General features: G+C 49.5%; 19 protein-coding genes. 15 read left to right on the top strand and 4 right to left on the bottom strand.

Translation table 11 applies throughout. The features are described 5' to 3' along the window. The first annotated feature begins 279 nt into the window (after window positions 1-279). The 10 genes from COW20_12600 to COW20_12555 all read left to right on the top strand — a co-directional run bounded on the left by COW20_12600 (window position 280) and on the right by COW20_12555 (window position 10,003). The gene (locus tag COW20_12600) at window positions 280-1,386 is read left to right on the top strand and encodes an RNA ligase RtcB family protein (protein PIW47420.1); all 1,107 of its coding nucleotides are present in this window, start codon (window positions 280-282) and stop codon (window positions 1,384-1,386) included. Continuing rightward, the gene (locus tag COW20_12595; GenBank protein PIW47419.1) at window positions 1,386-2,006 is read left to right on the top strand and encodes a peptide chain release factor H; all 621 of its coding nucleotides are present in this window, start codon (window positions 1,386-1,388) and stop codon (window positions 2,004-2,006) included. Before COW20_12600 ends, COW20_12595 begins: the two co-directional genes overlap by 1 nt. Window positions 2,007-2,103: 97 nt before the next feature. Next, the gene (locus tag COW20_12590; GenBank protein ID PIW47418.1) at window positions 2,104-3,267 is read left to right on the top strand and encodes a hypothetical protein; all 1,164 of its coding nucleotides are present in this window, start codon (window positions 2,104-2,106) and stop codon (window positions 3,265-3,267) included. A 4-nt stretch (window positions 3,268-3,271) separates the two neighbouring features. Continuing rightward, on the top strand, window positions 3,272-4,888 hold the full coding sequence (locus COW20_12585) for a hypothetical protein (protein PIW47417.1): 1,617 nt from the start codon (window positions 3,272-3,274) through the stop codon (window positions 4,886-4,888). Between the two features lie 101 nt (window positions 4,889-4,989). Beyond that, the gene (locus COW20_12580) at window positions 4,990-5,793 is read left to right on the top strand and encodes a hypothetical protein (GenBank protein PIW47416.1); all 804 of its coding nucleotides are present in this window, start codon (window positions 4,990-4,992) and stop codon (window positions 5,791-5,793) included. Continuing rightward, window positions 5,790-6,419: a hypothetical protein gene (locus tag COW20_12575; GenBank protein ID PIW47415.1), complete on the top strand. Its 630-nt coding sequence runs from the start codon at window positions 5,790-5,792 to the stop codon at window positions 6,417-6,419. The genes COW20_12580 and COW20_12575 overlap by 4 nt, the downstream gene beginning before the upstream one ends. A gap of 64 nt (window positions 6,420-6,483) precedes the next feature. Then, complete coding sequence (locus COW20_12570; GenBank protein PIW47481.1) at window positions 6,484-7,017, top strand: NADH-quinone oxidoreductase subunit C; 534 nt, start codon at window positions 6,484-6,486, stop codon at window positions 7,015-7,017. A 1-nt stretch (window position 7,018) separates the two neighbouring features. Then, entirely contained in the window at window positions 7,019-8,251 is a 1,233-nt protein-coding gene (locus COW20_12565) for an NADH-quinone oxidoreductase subunit D (GenBank protein PIW47414.1), read from the top strand. Between the two features lie 2 nt (window positions 8,252-8,253). Continuing rightward, complete coding sequence (locus tag COW20_12560; protein PIW47413.1) at window positions 8,254-8,733, top strand: NADH-quinone oxidoreductase subunit NuoE; 480 nt, start codon at window positions 8,254-8,256, stop codon at window positions 8,731-8,733. Window position 8,734: 1 nt separating this feature from the next. Beyond that, a complete protein-coding gene (locus COW20_12555) occupies window positions 8,735-10,003 on the top strand; it encodes an NADH-quinone oxidoreductase subunit F (protein PIW47412.1) in 1,269 nt (422 codons plus the stop codon). Between the two features lie 3 nt (window positions 10,004-10,006). Here the strand turns inward: COW20_12555 and COW20_12550 are convergent, their stop codons facing one another. Further along, window positions 10,007-10,930, bottom strand: coding sequence for a hypothetical protein (locus COW20_12550; GenBank protein PIW47411.1), 924 nt, complete (start codon window positions 10,928-10,930; stop codon window positions 10,007-10,009). Between COW20_12550 and COW20_12545 the strand changes: the two genes are divergently transcribed. Next, window positions 10,918-11,499, top strand: a complete 582-nt coding sequence (locus COW20_12545) for a hypothetical protein (protein ID PIW47410.1) — start codon at window positions 10,918-10,920, stop codon at window positions 11,497-11,499. The genes COW20_12550 and COW20_12545 overlap by 13 nt on opposite strands. Here COW20_12545 and COW20_12540 read toward each other — a convergent pair. Beyond that, window positions 11,496-12,467: a hypothetical protein gene (locus COW20_12540; GenBank protein PIW47409.1), complete on the bottom strand. Its 972-nt coding sequence runs from the start codon at window positions 12,465-12,467 to the stop codon at window positions 11,496-11,498. The two genes, COW20_12545 and COW20_12540, sit on opposite strands and share 4 nt — an antisense overlap. 175 nt (window positions 12,468-12,642) lie before the next feature. Between COW20_12540 and COW20_12535 the strand changes: the two genes are divergently transcribed. The 4 genes from COW20_12535 to COW20_12520 all read left to right on the top strand — a co-directional run bounded on the left by COW20_12535 (window position 12,643) and on the right by COW20_12520 (window position 16,263). Further along, the gene (locus COW20_12535) at window positions 12,643-13,188 is read left to right on the top strand and encodes a hypothetical protein (protein PIW47408.1); all 546 of its coding nucleotides are present in this window, start codon (window positions 12,643-12,645) and stop codon (window positions 13,186-13,188) included. Beyond that, window positions 13,185-13,949, top strand: a complete 765-nt coding sequence (locus COW20_12530; GenBank protein PIW47407.1) for a hypothetical protein — start codon at window positions 13,185-13,187, stop codon at window positions 13,947-13,949. The genes COW20_12535 and COW20_12530 overlap by 4 nt, the downstream gene beginning before the upstream one ends. Then, window positions 13,950-15,293, top strand: a complete 1,344-nt coding sequence (locus tag COW20_12525; protein PIW47406.1) for a tRNA (N(6)-L-threonylcarbamoyladenosine(37)-C(2))-methylthiotransferase MtaB — start codon at window positions 13,950-13,952, stop codon at window positions 15,291-15,293. A gap of 286 nt (window positions 15,294-15,579) precedes the next feature. Beyond that, the gene (locus COW20_12520; GenBank protein ID PIW47405.1) at window positions 15,580-16,263 is read left to right on the top strand and encodes a GTP cyclohydrolase I FolE; all 684 of its coding nucleotides are present in this window, start codon (window positions 15,580-15,582) and stop codon (window positions 16,261-16,263) included. Here COW20_12520 and COW20_12515 read toward each other — a convergent pair. Beyond that, window positions 16,260-17,399 (bottom strand): glycosyltransferase family 4 protein, encoded by a 1,140-nt coding sequence (locus COW20_12515; protein ID PIW47404.1) that lies wholly within the window; start codon window positions 17,397-17,399, stop codon window positions 16,260-16,262. The genes COW20_12520 and COW20_12515 overlap by 4 nt on opposite strands. Beyond that, on the bottom strand, window positions 17,368-18,387 hold the full coding sequence (locus COW20_12510) for a hypothetical protein (GenBank protein PIW47403.1): 1,020 nt from the start codon (window positions 18,385-18,387) through the stop codon (window positions 17,368-17,370). The genes COW20_12515 and COW20_12510 overlap by 32 nt, the downstream gene beginning before the upstream one ends. Window positions 18,388-18,465 lie beyond the last annotated feature (78 nt).

The raw sequence follows: 18,465 nt of genomic DNA, 5'->3' as shown, positions 1-18,465 counted from the left end.
ATCCTCCGGATAAATTATCTGATCAGATCTTAGTCAACTTAACACTCTTCATCCTTGATCCATAAAGAATTAAGAATTGATCTTAATCAAAATTACAGGACAAATGAGACAATAAGCCCCCAATAGCAAGGCCTTAGCACTTGTAAGGGCCGTGAAAACTCCAGACTGAGAATGCAGTTCTTTCAAGTTTTTCGAATTGGCAACTCGCTAAGATCTCAAAGGGAACCTTTTGCAAGCTTCAGCGTCATGTTTCAACAGTGAAAATATTTCAGAGGTTACATGACAGAGATTGAAATCATTGCTTCGCCCCACTCCTGGATTGAAGGGGCAGCCATCGAACAACTTAAAACCATGGCCAAACTGCCGGGAATGCGTTTGGCTGTGGGTTTGCCCGATTTGCACCCCGGCAAAGGCCACCCGATTGGAGCAGCCTTTCTTTCAGAGGGGCAAGTTTACCCCTTTTTGGTCGGCAATGATATCGGCTGTGGCATGGGTTTGTGGCAAACCGATCTTCAAGTTCGAAAATTCAAAGCCGAAAAAAATTTACGCAAACTGGAAGGGCTTGAAACACCCTGGGAGGGGGATACCCAAGCCTGGCTCCAAGATTTTGGTTTAGAGCCCACCCCCTACGACACTTCACTTGGAACCATTGGGGGAGGCAACCATTTTGCTGAATTGCAAAAAATCACACGCATTGCCGATCCCGATGCCCTGGCAGAACTTGAAATCGATCCAAATTGCCTGCTCTTATTGGTGCACAGCGGCTCTCGCGGGCTGGGAGAAAGTATTCTCAGAGCACATACTGAACGCTTTGGCGCACAGGGCCTGGCTGCCCCTAGCCCAGAAGCCGAAGCTTATCTACAGGCCCATGACCTGGCCGTGCGCTGGAGTGAAGCCAACCGCACCCTTATTCAAAAACGCTTTCTCAACCTCTTGGGAGCCCAAGGAAAACAGGTGCTGGATCGCTGCCATAACAGTGTCTGCAAGCTCAATCACGCATCAAATCTATCCTGGCTGCATCGCAAAGGGGCCAGTCCGGCAGATCAGGGCGCAGTCGTGATTCCTGGCTCACGCGGAAGTTCAAGTTATCTCGTCAAAGCGCTGCCCAGTGAAAAAAGTGCCTGGTCTCTGGCCCATGGCGCAGGCCGCAAATGGAGCCGAGGAGAAACCAAAGGCCGTCTGGAAAAACGCTTTAAACCTGAGAATCTGCAGCGAACGGAAAAGGGTTCCTGGGTGATCTGTGAAAACAGAGAATTGCTCTATGAAGAAGCCCCCCAAGCCTATAAAGCCATTGATCGGGTGGTTCAAGATTTGGTAGACGCGGGTTTGGCCGAAATCATCGCAGAAATGGATCCCGTGATCACCTATAAAACGAGGCGCAGCTGATGTGGGTTTTACTGACCGCTGGAAAAGGCCCTGCAGAATGTGCCTGGGTCGTGGCTCGCCTCTTGCCCATTCTTGAGCAAGAGGCAAAACAAAAGGGGCTTGCCCTTGAAATCCTTGAAACCGAAGCCGGACCTGTAAAAGAAACCCTCAATTCTGTGCTTTGCAGCGTAGAGGGAGATCAGGCTTTGCTTTGGGCCAAGACCTGGGAAGGCAGTTTGCAGTGGATTGGCCAAAGCCCTTTTCGGCCCCAACACAAACGCAAAAACTGGTTTGTAGGCTTTGAAATTTTTCAAGCTCCGGCAGAAAACAACTTGGATCTGAGCGACCTGAAATTTGAAAGTCTGCGCAGCAGTGGCCCTGGCGGACAAAATGTCAACAAATTGGAAACCGCCGTCCGTTTGACCCACCTTCCTACCGGCTTAAGTGTCTTGGCACGGGAAGAAAGAACCCAGTTGCGCAACAGACAGCTGGCGCTGGCGCGCATGCAGAATTTAATCGCCAAAGAAAATCTTGCGCTGAAAAATCAGGCTCGCAAAACCCAATGGCAGGCCCATCAGTCCTTAGAGAGGGGAAATGCTATCAGAATTTTCAAAGGCACAAACTTCACTCAGCAAAATTGAATTCTGATAGTAGATATACAGACCGAAATTATTGACATATAATTGTTATACAAATTTTATTTTGTACAAATTGATTCAAGTATAGAAATGTATAACTATGGCGTCTTTGCCTGAAATTCAGTATTTATCTGCCAGTACACAAATCCCCGATCCCTTTCGGGCCGGGATTCAAATCGGGGAAAAGCTGCTCCCGATTGCACCAGAAGTCGTCTTTCTGTTTGCCTCTTGCCAATATCTTGAAAATTTATCAGAACTCGCTGAAGGACTCTATGAGATTTTGGGTGAAAACCTGATTCTGCTGGGGGGAACCTCTGATGGTTTTTATGAAACCGAAGCCGTTGCTCATCATGGCGTCAGTGCTTTCGCGATCAATGCCCAGGGCCGGGTTGTCTGGAAATTGGCCTGTGTTGAACTGCGCGAAGCGGATTGGAGCAAAACAGCTGCCCAGGCGGCCCGCGAAGCGCTCGTGCCCGAGCAGGATCCCGTTCTGGCCTTTGTCTTCGCCGACGGGATTTACGCCAATGGCACTCAAATTGCAGAGGGTCTCAGACAGGTCTTAAGCATTCCCTGTTTGGGGGGCCTGGTAGCCGATGATCGCAGGTTTAAAAAAACAGGCCTGATTGCAAACCGTCAAGTGATTGAAAATTCAGTCCTTGTGCTCACCGCCTCAGGCGATCTGCCTTTCTGGATCAACGCAGCAACCGGCTGGATGCCCACGGGTGATACAAGTCAGGTCAGCTCTGTCCAGGGCAATCAGCTCAAGCAAATTGGAACTCAGACGGCTATGAAATTTATCGCAGAGCAAACGGGTCGCATGGTTGGCGCGATGGATTTTGGCGTTGTCCCCTTGGCAGTACAGGCTGAAGTTGGGCAAGATATAAAGGTCCTGCGTACCTCCTCAGATAGCAATCCCGAAACGGGTTCGATCTCTCTGTTTGGAGAAGTGCCCCTGGGTGCAGAAATTAACGTCTGCCGTTCTACGCTTGAAGAAATCATTCAAGCAGTCGATCAGGCACTGCTCCCTTTTGACGAAGCGCGTTTCAAGCCAGCGGCTGTCATGGCTGTCAGTTGTGCAGGCAGAAAGTGGTTATTTCAAGAAGGTGGGAAAGAAGAATTGAACCGTATCAAAACCCTTTTAGGCCCCTTGCCACTTGTTGGATTCCTTTCTTTTGGCGAAATAGGCCCCTTCTACCGTCACGGCGAATATTCAGCCTCTTATTTTCACAATATGACATTTGTGGTCTGTGTTTTGGGTTCCTAAGCTCATGGAGTTTAACTATATTTCGCTCTTAAGCCCTGTCCCCGAAGGCTTCCAGTTTGAAAAAGATCTCAATTTTAAACAATTGCGACGCCAAATCTTTTGCCTGCTCTGTGAAAAAAATCCCTTTGAAGATCAAGCTCTCCTCGAAAAATTAACCGGGCTTGTGATTTTGCCAGGAAAACAATTCACCAGCCGCAAGCTGGCACCTGAGCTGATGGAATGGACAGTTCCCGAAGCCTCTCTCTCCAATCTGAAAGCCTGGGCAGCCCCGCTCTTGGAACTGCTCAAAAATAATCGCGATCACCGCGAAAATGCGCAAATCTCTCAACTAGAAGCACAGCGTGCGGTGCGCGATCGCAGTGAACTGGTCAAAGAACATCAGATCTTTCGTGAGCAATTGATTCAGGAAAATTTAGAGAGAAGACATTCTGAGGCTGCGCTTGCCAAAAGTGAAGAAAAGCTTCACCAAAGTGAAAAAATGAGACTGGTTGGACAATTGGCAGGGGGAATAGCCCACGATTTTAACAATCGCTTGACCTGTATTATGGTCGCCAGCGAACTGCTTGAATCAAACTTCGAAGCAGATCCAGAAAACCAGACCTTGATACGCATGGTGATCGATTCAGCCCAAAGAGCAGCCGAACTCACAGAAAAACTTTTAACCTTTGCCAGAAAACAACCCACCCACTCAGATCGGATGGATCTCCACCAAACCCTCCAGGAAACGGTTTCACTGCTCTCCAATACCATTTCACGCTCGATAGAGATAGATTTGGAGCTGCGGGCCAAAGAAAGCATCATCTTAGGGGATTATTCTCAACTGCAAAGCGCATTTCTCAACCTGGGCATCAATGCCTCACATGCCATGCCAGAAGGGGGAAGGCTCAGAATTTCCAGTCAAATCACTGAGTTAAATGAAAAAGCCTGTCATCACTCTCTCTTTGAATTAAAACCAGGCAAATTCATAGAAATAAAATTTGAGGATACAGGCTGTGGCATCGCACCCGAATTATTAGAGAGAATTTTTGAGCCCTTTTTCACCACCAAAGATCCAGGCAAAGGCACAGGCTTGGGATTGGCCGTAGTCTTGGGCACCGTTCAAGAGCATCAGGGTGCCATCAAAGTTGAGAGCAAACTAAACCAGGGCACCCGTTTCAGACTTTATTTTCCGCTGATAGAATCTGCATACGAGCCGCCAATCCAAACGGATTATAAACGTCTTCAGGGCAAAGGGCGTATTTTGATAATTGATGATGAATTTATACTCAGAGAAAGCCTGCGCACTTTGCTGATTGGCCTGGGATACGAAGTCTTATGTGCCGAAAATGGCAGCGAAGGCCTTGAGCTGTTTAGGGCGGCCCCCGAAAGCATTGACCTTGTTTTGCTTGACAGGGTCATGCCCGTAATGGATGGCAAGAAAACCTTTTATGCACTGCGGGACGTGCGCCCAGATCTGAAAATCGTCCTCAGTTCGGGCAATATGGACCCCTTTGAACTCGAGCAGATGTTCTCTGATGGCCTCTCTTTTTTTATTCAAAAGCCTTTTCAATCTGCCCAACTCAGCCATGTTTTGGCGAAGATCTTAAACCCCACTGGCAAAGAGGCAGTTCAAAGCACCTGAAAATTTTGCTTTTTAAGCAAGAGCCCAGCTAAAATAAGGATAAAACTATTAGAATGACTTCAACAGGGAGCCTGCTGACACCCATGACAACCCCGCCAATCATGCCCAATAGCTTCGCCGCGTATATTCACCCGCTCTCCGCAAAGCGCCACTATACTGAAGGCAGTGATGGCGAAACGGGTCTCAGCGCTGCCGAGGCCAAAAAAGTAAAAACTGAAATTGCCCTCTCCAAAGTGCTGAGCAAAGAGCAGAAAGCTGGAGCCAATACATTGGTAGATAAAGCCCGTGAAATGACCGTATCTGCTCTCAAAGATGGAAAAATTGACGCAAAAGAAAAACAAGCGCTTTTAAACCTGGCAAAACATGAAATGCCACCCAAACTGCCGGCAAAAGGCAAAGCGGTTTCAGCCATCGCGATTGAAGGTTTTTCTGGCTTTGGAAAACCCCCTACCAAACCCAACTGTGAATTTTTTAATATAGCTTCAGGCACCAGTTACAGCCCCAAAAACACCCGGATGGAAGGGGGTAAGAAAGACTCGCTTGGTCGCAGTCTGACTCCCCATACCCTCGAAAATGTTTTGGAAAATACCCGCAAGGGCAAAAACGGCCCCGACAATTATGTCGCGATAGCCATGGATCAATCTTTGTTTCAGGGTAAGAATGCGCCCTTCAAGTATGGCGATATCTTTCGCATTCCTGAACTCGAAGAAATTTTTAATACCCCCGATCTCTATTTTGCCCTAGTCGATAATGGTGGGGCTTTCAAGGGTACGGGCGGAGCCAAAGTGGATATTTGCTGCAATACGACGCACAATGCCAAAGTTCAACAAAGCCTCTCGCTTTATAAAGTTCTGCATCCCGATGGGAAGCAGATGAATATACAAGACAAACCCGCTAAACCATGAGCGAATCGTTCAGCCAACCCCTGGATACCCGTCCGATTCAACTCAGCGTTGCAGGCCCACTCAAACTGGAGGCCAATATTCAACCTCTGGATACAGGCGATGTGATCGTAACAGGCTATTTACGCGTCGCCCTGGGTGAAGCCGTGGATCGGGCCTTGGGTTTCTTGCCCTGGATAGTGCGCACCCAACTCAAAGCGGGCATGATTCAGGAAAAACTGGAAGGCAGCCGCTTTCATTTTAAAATTAAAAATCTCTTTTCGCTGACCACCGATGTCAGTTCTGAAGGGGTGCTCTTGCTTGAAAAAACTTACCATCTGCCCTTGGCACAACCGATTGGACACTCTGAAACTGCCAGTATTTTCAAGGCTTTTGCCCGTGGGCTGGCTCGCAGTGGACTGCATCCCTTTGACGAAAGTCCGATAGAGCAATTTCTGCGGACCTTAAAGCGCAATAACCGTGGCGAATTGGCTTTTCTCAGTCTGTTTGAAGGCAAAGGAATTCATCTCGAAGATCGCAAAACACCCCCCGTAGAAAACCTGCTGCTGTCTGAATTGGATATCAGCCAGGACAAATCAGGCAGCCTGATGATTGAATTTAAAGCCTTGGGACGGCTGAGGGGCTATTAGCTGCAACCCAACTCGGTTCAATGGTAAAATGCAGGGTGTAAAATCTGCGAAAGGCAAGACTGCCATGCATCTGCTGCTTGAGCACCTGAAAAACAAATTAGGTGATTCTGTACTTGAAATGATCGAAGCCCGGGATATGCCCGTGGTGATTTGTAAAAAAGAAAGCATTTATCAGACCCTTAAACTGCTCCGCGATGATCCTGAATTGGATTTCAATATCCTCACGGATCTGAGTGCTGTAGACTATCTCAATTATCCTGAAAAAAAACGTCAGCGCTTTGAAGTGGTCTACCATCTTCACTCCTTAGACAAAGGCCATCGCCTGCGCGTAAAAGTACCCGTTGGAGGCGCAGATCCCGCCCTCGACAGTGCCTGTACACTTTGGAAAACTGCCAATTGGCTGGAGCGGGAAGTCTGGGATATGTATGGAATTCAGTTTGTGAATCATCCCAATCTGAAACGGATTCTGAACCATATTGAGTTCGTGGGTCACCCCCTGCGCAAAGATTATCCCATCGATAAACGCCAAGTTTTAACGGTCAATGATTCGCTGATGGATGAAATGGAAAAACGCCTGATTGAAAAGGGGCTGAAATAAGATGCAAAGAATCAACGAACTTCACCCCATAAATCAGGATTTTGAGCCTGAGTTTTATCGGGATTTACATACAGACCTGATGTTTTTGAACCTCGGGCCCTCACATCCTGCCAGCCACGGCACCCTGCGCACCTTGGTGGCCCTGGATGGTGAGACGATCAAAGCCGGGGTCTGTGAAATTGGCTATCTGCACCGGGGTTTTGAGAAAACAGCTGAAAACCGCACCTATGATCAGGTGATTCCCTATACCGATCGTCTGAATTATGTCTCAGCGATTATGAACAATGTGGGCTTTGCCAAAGCCGTTGAAAGCCTGATCGGGGTGGAAATCACCCCCCGTTGCCAAGCCCTGCGGGTGATTGTCAGCGAGCTGATGCGGATTGTCGATCACCTGGTCTGTATTGGTGCCAATCTCGTGGATATTGGCGCACTTACCAATTTTTGGTATCTCTTTAATAAACGCGAACAGCTCTATGATATTCTCGACAAACTGACCGGGGCCCGCCTGACCAACAGTTTTACCCGAATTGGCGGCTTGGCCCGTGATGCCTATGAAGGTTTTGACTCAGATGTGCTGCATGTCTTAGGTGAGTTTGAAATCGCCATGCAAGACGTCTTGAAGCTGGTTTTTCGCAATAAAATCTTTCTGAAAAGAACCCAGGGCGTGGGCATTATCTCCCAAGAAGACGCCTTGAGCTATGCCTTTACAGGCCCCTGTCTCAGAGCCACAGGCATTCCCTATGATTTGCGCAAGGAATTCCCCTACTATGGCTACGAAAACTATGAGTTTGACGTCGCTGTCGGAGAAGTGGGAGATACCTATGATCGCATCATGGTACGCTTTGAAGAAATCACGCAAAGTATTCGGATTGTGCGTCAGGCGTTGAAAACCCTGCCCGATGGGCCCGTCAACAGCGATGACAAACGGGTTTCTCTGCCCCCCAAAAAAGAGACCTATGTCAATATTGAAGGTCTGATCAACCATTTCAAGCATATTTACGAAGGCGTCAAAGTGCCTGCGGGAGAATACTATGATGCCACCGAAGCCGCCAATGGTGAGCTGGGCTTTTATATCGTCTCAGATGGCAGTGGGCACCCTTTCCGCGTGCGTTGCCGCCCCCCTTGTTTTACGATCTTTTCGGCCTACCCCCAGTTGATTGAAGGGGGCTTAATCGCCGACGCCATTGCCATTTTGGGCAGTATCAATATCATTGCCGGGGAACTGGAGCGTTAAAAATGAAATACCCCCCTGAAATTCAAGAGCGCTTTGAAGCCGCTGTAGCCAAATACCCCCATAAACAGGCAGCTCTTTTGACCTGTCTCTGGATTGCCCAAGAAGTGGATGGCTTTGTCTCCACCGAAGCCATGGAATATATTGCCAATCTGCTCGAAATTCCTGCCAGCCATGTTTACAGCGTGATTGGGTTTTACTCGATGTACCAGACCGAACCGATTGGCAAACACCATATTCAGGTCTGCCATACACTCTCCTGTGCACTGGCGGGAGCAGAACCCCTGATTGAGCATATGCAAAAGAAATTGGGCATTCAAGCGGGAGAGACCACCCCCGATCGCCAGTTTACCCTGACGCGGGTCGAATGCCTGGCCTCCTGTGGAACCGGCCCCATGTGCCAAATCAACCGTGAATACCATGAAAACCTGACCCCAGAAAAGTTTGATGCGTTGATTGATTCGCTCAAAAAGGAGGCCCCCTAAGATGGCGCCCAAAGTCAAAATTCTCTCCAATTATTTCGGCGTAGATCAGGCCTGGACCTATGATCATTACGTTGCGCGCGGTGGATACGAAACCGCAAAAAAAGTCTTGAGCGAATTCCAGCCCGATGAAGTGACGGCTGAAGTCAAAACCTCGGGCTTGAGAGGTCGGGGCGGCGCAGGCTTTCCGGCTGGCATGAAATGGAGCTTTCTCGCCAAGCCTGAAGGGGTTCCCCGCTATCTGACGGTCAATGCCGATGAAAGTGAACCGGGTACGTTTAAAGACCGTCAAATCATGGAATGGGATCCCCATATGCTGGTTGAAGGCATTTTGATCTCCAGCTATGCCCTGGGTGTTCATCAGGCCTTTGTCTATATCCGGGGAGAATTTCATCTGCCCGAAGTGCATCTTTCTCAAGCTGTGGCTGAAGCCTATGCCCAGGGCGTGATTGGTGAAAAATGTCTGGGCACAGATTTTAAACTGGATATTGTCGTGCACCGTGGCGCAGGTGCGTATATCTGCGGAGAAGAAACCGCCCTGCTGGAATCATTGGAAGGCAAACGCGGCTATCCCCGGCTCAAACCGCCTTTTCCTGCGGTGGCGGGCTTGTTTGGCTGCCCCACGATTATTAACAATGTTGAAACGATTGCCAATATACCCTGGATTCTGCAAAACGGCGGCAAAGCCTATGCCGAACTGGGCACTGAAAAAAGTCCGGGCACCCGTTTGTTTGGCATCAGTGGCCATGTCAACAAACCCGGCGTGTATGAAGAGGAATTGGGAATTCCCCTCATGACTCTGATCAATGAATACGGTGGGGGAGTGCGGGGCGGTAAAAAACTCAAAGCCGTGATTCCTGGCGGGTCTTCAACCCCGGTTTTGACGCCTGAGGAATGCGAAACCATCACCATGGACTACGAAGCGCTTGCAGCTGCAGGCACCATGTTTGGCTCCGCAGGCATTATCGTGATGGACGAAGACACCCATATGGTCGAAGTGATCACCAATCTCCTGCACTTTTATGCCCATGAATCCTGTGGACAATGCAGCCCTTGCCGCGAAGGCACGGGTTGGTTGCACCGCACCATGAAAAATCTGCTCAAAGGGCAGGGCACCGCTGATGATGTCGAAAAAATTCTCGATATCGCCAATCAGATGGAAGGCCGCACTGTTTGCCCCTTGGCAGCAGCAGCCACCATGCCGACCCGTTCCTATCTGACCAAATTCCGTTCAGAGTTTGAAGCCCTGCTGCCCAAATTGGCTGGGGTTTAAGCGCTAAGCCAGACACTTGCTGGCGACTGCGCGAATGTCTGAATTTTCATGGCTGAGTGCGGCTTGCAAAGCCTGCTCGGCAGCTGCTCCAAATTGGCCCAGGCTCTCAATGGCCTGGGCCTGAACTTCAGCGTCAGGATCCGCCAGGGTCTCAATCAAAGCCGGTAAACTCTCAGGGGCTTGAATTTCGCCCAAGGCCCAAAGGGCTGTGCCTCTGACCTCTGCAACAAAATCTTTCAGCAAAGTTTCAAGCGCCGCTCTCGCCGCTGTGGCCCGTACCTGACCCAAGGCCCAGGCCGCATTGCTGCGCACCTCTGAGCCCAGGTTTTCGAGGGCCTTGATCAATTCGGCAATGGCTGCATCGGCTTTGAGTTGCCCCAGGGCCAGTGCGGCATTGCTGCAAACGCCCGAAACCTGATCGCTGAGGGCTGGAATCAAAGCAGGAATCGCTTCTTGGGCTTGCAAATCGCCCAAAGCCTGAATCGCTGCCGCACGCACCTCGTCATCTGGGTCCTGAACCCGCTGTATCAAGGCAGGAATCGCCTCTCTCACAGAAAGAATCCCCAAACACCAGGCGGAGGCTGCCCGTTTTGGAGCCTCAGGCGCATCTAGCGCTGCGATAAACTGGGGAATGGCCTCAAACACATTGAGCAGACCCAAAGCTTCTGCCACGGCAGCCCAGGCCACAGGATGGGGATCGTTTAAGGCCGCCAGCAAATCTGGAATGGCTTCTGTCACCTGGGCTTCTCCCAAGCCCCAGGCAGCCGCCTCACGCACTTCAAAATGCGCATCTTTCAGAGCCTTAAGCAAATAGGGATGGGCTTCAGCAAGTCCAATTCTTCCCAGGGCATGTACGGCTGCACAGCGTTGAAATTCATCTGGATCTTTCAATTGCTTGGCAAGGTATTGGAGGGATGTTTCGGGCATTTTCTCGGCCTTTCTGTCAATTTCGTGCACAGGTATTATACTCTCTGCCGGGGTTGAAAAAAGCGAGCCGCAAAGGTGCAAAAAATCGTTTTTTCCTTTATAATCCTATCCACCACGCAGAAGTTGAGGAAACTGAAATGCCTTCGATTGATTCTGAAAAAGCATATGCCAAGGTTTTAGCGTTATTGGCTCCCAAATACGCAGTTGAATACGAAAGTGGCGAACTCATTTTCTCTGAAGGTGATTTAGGCGATAAAATTTATTTTGTACTGAATGGCATCGTCAATATTTTTATTCAGCAAAACAAACTCAAACGTTCCCTGTGTTCGCTCTCTGCCGGAGATGTCTTTGGCGAAATGGCTCTTTTTAACAATTTACCGCGCACAGCCAGCGTAGAGGCAGAATCACACGCCAAACTGATTGTTTTAGATCGTGATATGTTTTTTTCATTGCTTGAAAAATACCCCGTTCTGGCTTTGAAATTGATTCGCCTGATGGCAGAGCGGATGCATATTATGGATCTCCAGTTCAAAAAAGAACTGGGCTACCATCAGAATCAGAGCATTTAAAGCATATTTTCAGAGAGATCGACCAGGCACGCGAAATTTTTACCCGCAATTTTCGCTTCCTGCAAGGATTTTTGAGCGGCATCAAAGAGCAATTGGGGGCTCTGAGCATCGTCATGTACATACAGCGTCGCTCCCCCCAGGCTGGCCGTCAGAGGAATCAGTTTTTGCTCAAACTCAATCTGCAGATCTTCAATACTTTTACGCAGGGTTTCGGCCACCGCACGCGCGCCCTCGAGACTGGTATTGGGCAAAAGCACAACAAACTCTTCCCCGCCATAACGGGCAGTTAAATCGCCTGGGCGCAACGGATAGTGGTTTAAGATTTCGCCCACTTTCTGCAAACAGAGATCGCCGCAATCTGTGCCATAGGTTTGGTTGATTTGAATGAAAAAATCCATATCGACCAGCAGCAACGACATATAATACTGCTCACGCACAGCGCGTCGCCATTCACGTTCCAGCACCTGATAAAAGGCCTCGAGATGGCTGAGGCCGGTTAAGGGATCGCGACCTGAATTCTGGATCAGGCGTTCTTTCAGTTGCAAGACCTCATCGCGCAGACTTCGGTTTTCCTGCGTCAGTCTCAAACTTTCCTGTTTAAATTGCCAGGTTTGAACAGCCTTTTCAAGCCGGTATCTCAAAAGTTCAGGTTCAATTGGGTTCAGAAAACTTTCATGGGCCCCCGTACTTTCAAGAATCTGCTTTAAGTTTGCAGAGGTTTCAAGACTCAGCCAGAGTGTGCCCATTTGTGCAAAATGCTTGAGTTTGGGCCATGCTTCTTCATGCACCAGAGCAGGATTGACCACAAAAATATCTGAACATTCATTTATAGAATGGCTCTTTGAGTCAAGCAGCCCGATCAGTTCAGCTTCTGATTGAACCAGCTGCAAAGGGGCATTTTCAAAAAGATCTGAATTTGCCAGCAAGAGGTTTGAAAAAGCCTTTTGCGTAAAGATTGAAATGCCCATCCGCCACCTACCCTAAGAAATAAAAGGCATTTTAACACAGTCTGCCAAAATCCTTTTTACCAAGCTGAAGCAATCTCAGTTTCAGACCCGGTCGTCAGCAGGCCCAGGAATTGGCCTTGAATTTGCAAGAATGCTAAACTGATGGCATTCTCTTAGATAAAGGTTTCACAGGAACATGGCCGTGCAAACTTCCCCCAATGGCTTGATTCAGTTTGAAACAGATGCTGAAGGCTGGCTGGCTCGCAGCCATGTGATTGCTTGGACAGATCCGCTGCTGCGAACCCCCCTGATCAAAATTTCAGTTTTGGCTGCAAGTACCTTGCTCTTGGCAGGCCTGGAGTATCTAAGTCTGCTGGCACCTGGCTACCCCGGTCTGTTTCCGGCCTTGCTGGGCCTGGGAACTCTTTTCTATGGTTTGGGAACAGAACAGATGCGCAAAAAAGTCTTCAGACTGGAAGCGCTTGCCAAGACGCTCCATTTTTGGGAAGGGCCAGAGGATCAGTTCAGCGCTGAGGCCTGGCAAAGGATAGAACAATCTGCGCTGAAAAATATTTATCTGAAAACGCTGGCGACAGGGAGAAACCGCAGCCAGCCCGTTATTTGTTTTGAAACCCTTTCAGCTGAGGAAAACCTGTGTTTGGGTGGAGGCCTGCCTGAATCAGAATTGGCTTGGCTAGTGCAAGCGATCTTAGCGACCCAGCCCCGCCTGCAAACCCCATGAAAAACCCCTTTCAAAGATGGATTCAAGCCGGTAGTCTGGCTTTGGTCTGCCTTTTGCTCAAAGCCCAAACGACTTTGCCCCAGATTGAAAAAATTAACGCACATCTGGCAATTGAGAACGAGGGAAGTCAAATGCAAATTTCGACCTGGCTGACCCTCAGTGCAGGCACCCTGCCCGCCAGTTTTCGCTTTTATCTCCCCGCCGATCGCCAAATTGAAGGGGTTTACCAAGCGGGAACGCCTTTGCGCTTTAGTCACCAGGGCGGACTCTTAATTGTGTATATGAACGCTGCTGGCACACGACAAACCTCCCAGACCCAGCTTCAGATCCAGGCACTTGCAAACATCGAAACGGGCCCGGAATCCCCCTATTTTTCGATTCAGGATTACCAATTGGATTATCAGACGATTCCGGCACAGAGTCGCTTTCAGGTTGAAGCCCATCTGAAAATTCAGGCCAAAGCCCTGGCTGCACTCAAAGATTCGGGCCAAACGGCGCTCAAAGCCCTGCCTTTGGGCTTGAGTTCAGCCTTTCACGTCACATCGGTCAAAAGTGCTGGCAGTGCTTTAAAATACCAGCACCACCAGGGCCGTTTGAAAATATTCCTGCCCCGTCCCCTCATGCCCGGCGCTTCAACTTCCCTGGAAATAAACTACAGTGGTAAACTGCCCGGTATCAACAAATATCAGATTTGGGATTTTCCATTTGGAGGAGGGGGCTATTATTACCCCTCCCATCCCCTCAGACCCGGAGCTTATTAAATGTCAACCGCCCCCTCACTTAAACCGCCGAATCCTGCCAGCCTGCGTTCCGTCGCTTTTTTGGCCTTGGGCTGCCGCCTCAATCAGGCAGAAGAAAGTACCTACCGTGAACACAGCCTGGAAAGCGGTTGGAAAATCGTCGATTACCGCGAAAGCGCAGATATCTATATCATCAATACCTGTGCTGTCACCCTTGAAGCAGAGCGCCAGTCGCGTCAGATGATTCGCCAGGCCCGGCGTCGCAATCCGGCAGCCACCGTCGTGGTGACAGGTTGCGCAGGACGCTCTTTGCAAGGCCATCCTGAAATGGAGGGGATTGCCGATCTGTATATTCCCAACCTGAGCAAAGAAAGTCTGGTTGAAGAGCTTCACCGCTTTCTGGGCGAAGCGCCCCACCCTCAGTTTGAACGGCCCTTTCCGCCAGTGCATGAATCGCGCACCACGCGCCTGAATTTGAAAGTTGCCGATGGCTGTTTTGAATCCTGCGCCTTTTGCATTATTCCGGCCCGCCGGGGCACCGTTCGCAGCCTGGAGACAGATGAAATCATCAAACGTTTAAACCTGGCCCATGCTTTGGGCTACCAGGAAGTGGTTCTGACAGCCGTGCATCTGGGCGCCTTGGGCCATGAAAAAAATACCCATGCCCTCGATCAACTCTTGGAACGTATCAATTCTGAAACAGAAATCACAGCTGTGCGCCTGAGTTCAATTGACCCCCATGAAATCAGCCCACGCATGATTGAAGCCATGGCAAACTCCCCCAGAATCTGCAGATTCTTACATATTCCAATCCAAAGTGGCTCAGACACGGTTTTGGAACGCATGCGGCGCAGAGACACCCAGGCGGGAATTCGCAAAACCGTACTGGCACTCAAAGCCGCCATGCCAGATATCTCCCTGACAACAGATATGATCGTCGGCTTTCCCGGTGAAACAGATCAAGATTTTGAAGCCTCCTACCAATTGATGGAAGAACTGGGCATTCATAAAATTCACGTCTTTCCTTTTTCAGTCAGACCCGGCACCCGTGCAGCCTTTATGAAAGACAAGCTGCCCGAAGCGGTGATTGAAGCTCGCTCCCAGCGTTTGTTGGAACTGAGCCACAAACAACAGTCGGCCTGGATGCAGTCCTGGCAAGGGAAAACCGTCAAAGTATTGATCGAAACGATCAGCAAAGAGGGCCTGGGCAAAGGCTATACGCCGCATTATCTGCGGGTTCAGGTTCCCGGTTGCAGTGCAGAAGATCACAATAGATTTCTTGAGGTTGAGGTTCTTGATATCAATCCCGATCGGGAATCTGTGCGTGGCAGGCGCGTCCATTCTGCGTCAAATGTAAAAAGATAGTAAAAAGTTGCTTTTCTGATACATATTCTTGTTTAAGCCTGGGAAACATATAATATGCAGCCAGCTTAAGCCTGAATCAACTTTTTTGGCTGCGGTGTAATCCAGCGTTTTATGATTCACTGTTTACCCACTGGGTAAGTCCTTAAATTCCTTGAACCCTGTAGGGGGAAGCAATTCCCCCTTTTTTCTTGCGAATTTTCAGCTCCTTCCTGCTTGAGAAAAACCTGTTCACTGGGCTACACTCAATCAAGTGCAATGATCCGCAACTGAAGAAGGAGTCTTTTGAATGAGCCTCGATTGTAGTAAAACAGATGCCAAGCTTGGACAAAAAGTTTTGGATTATCTCTTAAGCAAAGGGGTTGAAACCCCACGCAATAATTACCAAATGAGCCCCCCTGAAAAGGTCACCGCGATTGAAAAAAGTTTTCGCGATATTTTAACCGTGATGGGCCTGGATCTTAAAGATGATAGCCTAAAGGATACGCCCCAACGGGTGGCGACGATGTTTATCAATGAAATGTACTGGGGTTTGGATCCGCAAAATTTCCCCAAGATTACAGCGGTTGAAAACAAAATGGGCTACGATTCGATGGTGATTGAAAAGAATATCGTGGTGCACAGCACCTGCGAGCACCATTTTGTGATGATCGATGGCTATGCCCATGTGGCGTATATTCCCCGCGCCAAAGTACTCGGCCTGAGCAAAATGAACCGGGTGGTTGAATATTTTTCAAGACGGCCCCAAATTCAGGAGCGTTTGACAGAGCAGATTTACCATACGCTTGAGCATATTCTCGAAACCCCGGATATCGCGGTTTTGGTAAGTGCCAAACACTATTGTGTCAAAGCCCGGGGCGTTGAAGATATCAACTGCGAAACGATTACCAGTAAAATGGGCGGCTGTTTCAAAGACGATATGAATTCACGCAATGAGTTTTTAAGCTTGATTCGCTCTGCCGGTGGGATCTAAAGCGCGCGTTTCTGTCTGAATTCTGCGTAGTGAGCCGCTACAAACGCCTTGAATTTGCTTTGGAAAGCAGGTTCTGAAAAGGCCTGCGCATGGAGATAAAGCCGCAGGGGATCAAAATGACAGGCTTCAAAGGCTTCAAGCGCACGGTTTAAACTTTGCACCGTCTGTTCCTGAAAAAACAGGCCCGTCTCTTCAGGCAAAACCGAATCGAGCACGCCTCCCTGCCCAAAGGCGATTACGGGGCAGCCAAACGCCTGGGCCTCAACTGGCACAATGCCAAAATCTTCTAGGCCCGGAAAGATCAAGGCCCTGGCACTGAGGAAAAGCTTTTCAATTTCAGCCCGACTGAGGTGGCCTTTGAACTGAATCCTGTCATGGGGCCGGGCTTTGAGTGCCGATAATTCAGGGCCCTCTCCGACCACGACCAAGGTTCTGCCATTTTCGCGAAAGGCCTCAATCGCCAGATCGAGGCGTTTATACGGCACCGCACGCGAAACCATCAAATAAAAATCCTGTTCATCCCGCAGGGGGGGCTGCTCTGGAATTTTGACAGGCGGGGCAATCACCTCAGCTTCTCGACGGTAGTAACGCCAAATCCGCTGTTTTACAAAGCGCGAATTGCAGGCCATGGCATCGATTCTGAAATTGTTAAGCAGGTCCCACTGTCTGAGATAGTGCAGCAGGGGGTGCATCAACAGCTGTTTCAAAAGGGAAGGCTGGGCCTGGGCAAAATAGGCTGGCAACATATCCCAGGCATAGCGGATCGGGGTATGAATATAGGCAAGATGGCAGGCGCCAGGGGGCGGAATCACCCCTTTGGCACAGGCGTGGCTGCTGCTGATCACGAGTTCATAACCATTCAAATCAAAGAGTTCAAAGGCCAGGGGCATCAGGGGCAACATCAAACGGTGGCGTTTCAAGGCACCGGGGAGCTGCTGCAGAAAAGAAGTGTAAATTTGCTTGGTTTGAAATTCAGCGGGCAAATGCTCAGCATCAAACAAAGAGGTATAGATCGGGGCCCCTGGAAAAAGCTGAGCGATTTCGAGCAGAACCTGCTCTGCCCCTCCCCAGCCAATCAGCCAATCCTGTATCAAGGCAGTCTTTTCAGGCAGCATAGCACCGCCGATAAAAGGCATAGGTCGTGCTGCCCAAGTTTTGCCAACTATAGGCCAGCGCAGGCCTTTGCTCAGATCGCTGCGCTTTAAACTGCCTGATCTTTTGCTCCAAATCGCTGGGCGAGAGCGGGTCAAAATAGCTGGCAGCGTCTTTTAAAACCTCATGAAAAACGGGGATATCTGCCGCCAGAACCGGAATGCCACACGCCAAAGCCTCAAGCGGGGGCAAGCCAAAACCCTCTGTCAAAGAGGGGGCAATCAGGCCCAAGGCATGGGAATAGAGCTCGGGCAAATCCTGATCTGCAAGCCCTGGCAGATTGAGAATGCCGGGCAAGTTTAATTCGGGCAACCCAAGTGTGACCAGCACAGGCAGATCGCGGGCCTGCTGCCAAAGCTGTTTTAAGAGCTTAAAATTTTTATGGGCTTTGTGATTGCCAATAAACAACCAATATTCTTTGGGCAAATGGTAATGTTTACGAAACTCCCGATTTTCAACTCGGGGCGTGAAATGTGCTTCCACCCCCAAAGTGCTGACTTCAATCGCTGGGGCTTGGGGGCCCAGCCAGGTTTTGATCAGTTCTCGCGAGACTTCAGAAACGGTCAGCAGCCCCGCTGCCTGGCGTGCTTTTTTCTGCAACCAGGCAAAATAGAGGCGATGCAAAAATGTATACTCTTCTGCCCGCTGCACATGGATCAAATCATGCAGGGTTAAAATCCAGGGGCAGGGCAAAAAGGGCGGGCAAAAAAAAGAGGGGCTGTGAAACAGATCCACCTGATTCTCTTTTAAAAACAGATACAGTTCGAGAAAGGAAAGCAGTGAAAAAGTTTTTCCCTGCCAGGGTATCCAGGTGACTCCCTTGTGTTCAAAGGCCTGAAAGGCCATGGGGTGATAGAGCACCCACAACTGATCTGTATCAGCCAGGGGAAGATTTTGAATTAAATTGCGTGTGTATCTGGCAATTCCATGCAAAGGAAAAACCAGACATCGGGCATCCAGTACAATTCGCATCTTTCCACCCTACCATGGCCTTTGCAGGATTGAAAACAACCCCGAACTACTGACCCAATCAATCTGAGAAGAGTATAC

The organism is bacterium (Candidatus Blackallbacteria) CG13_big_fil_rev_8_21_14_2_50_49_14 (genome assembly GCA_002783405.1).
In the GTDB taxonomy this organism is placed as follows: domain Bacteria; phylum Cyanobacteriota; class Sericytochromatia; order UBA7694; family UBA7694.
This window is presented reverse-complemented; position numbering and strand designations above follow the sequence as displayed.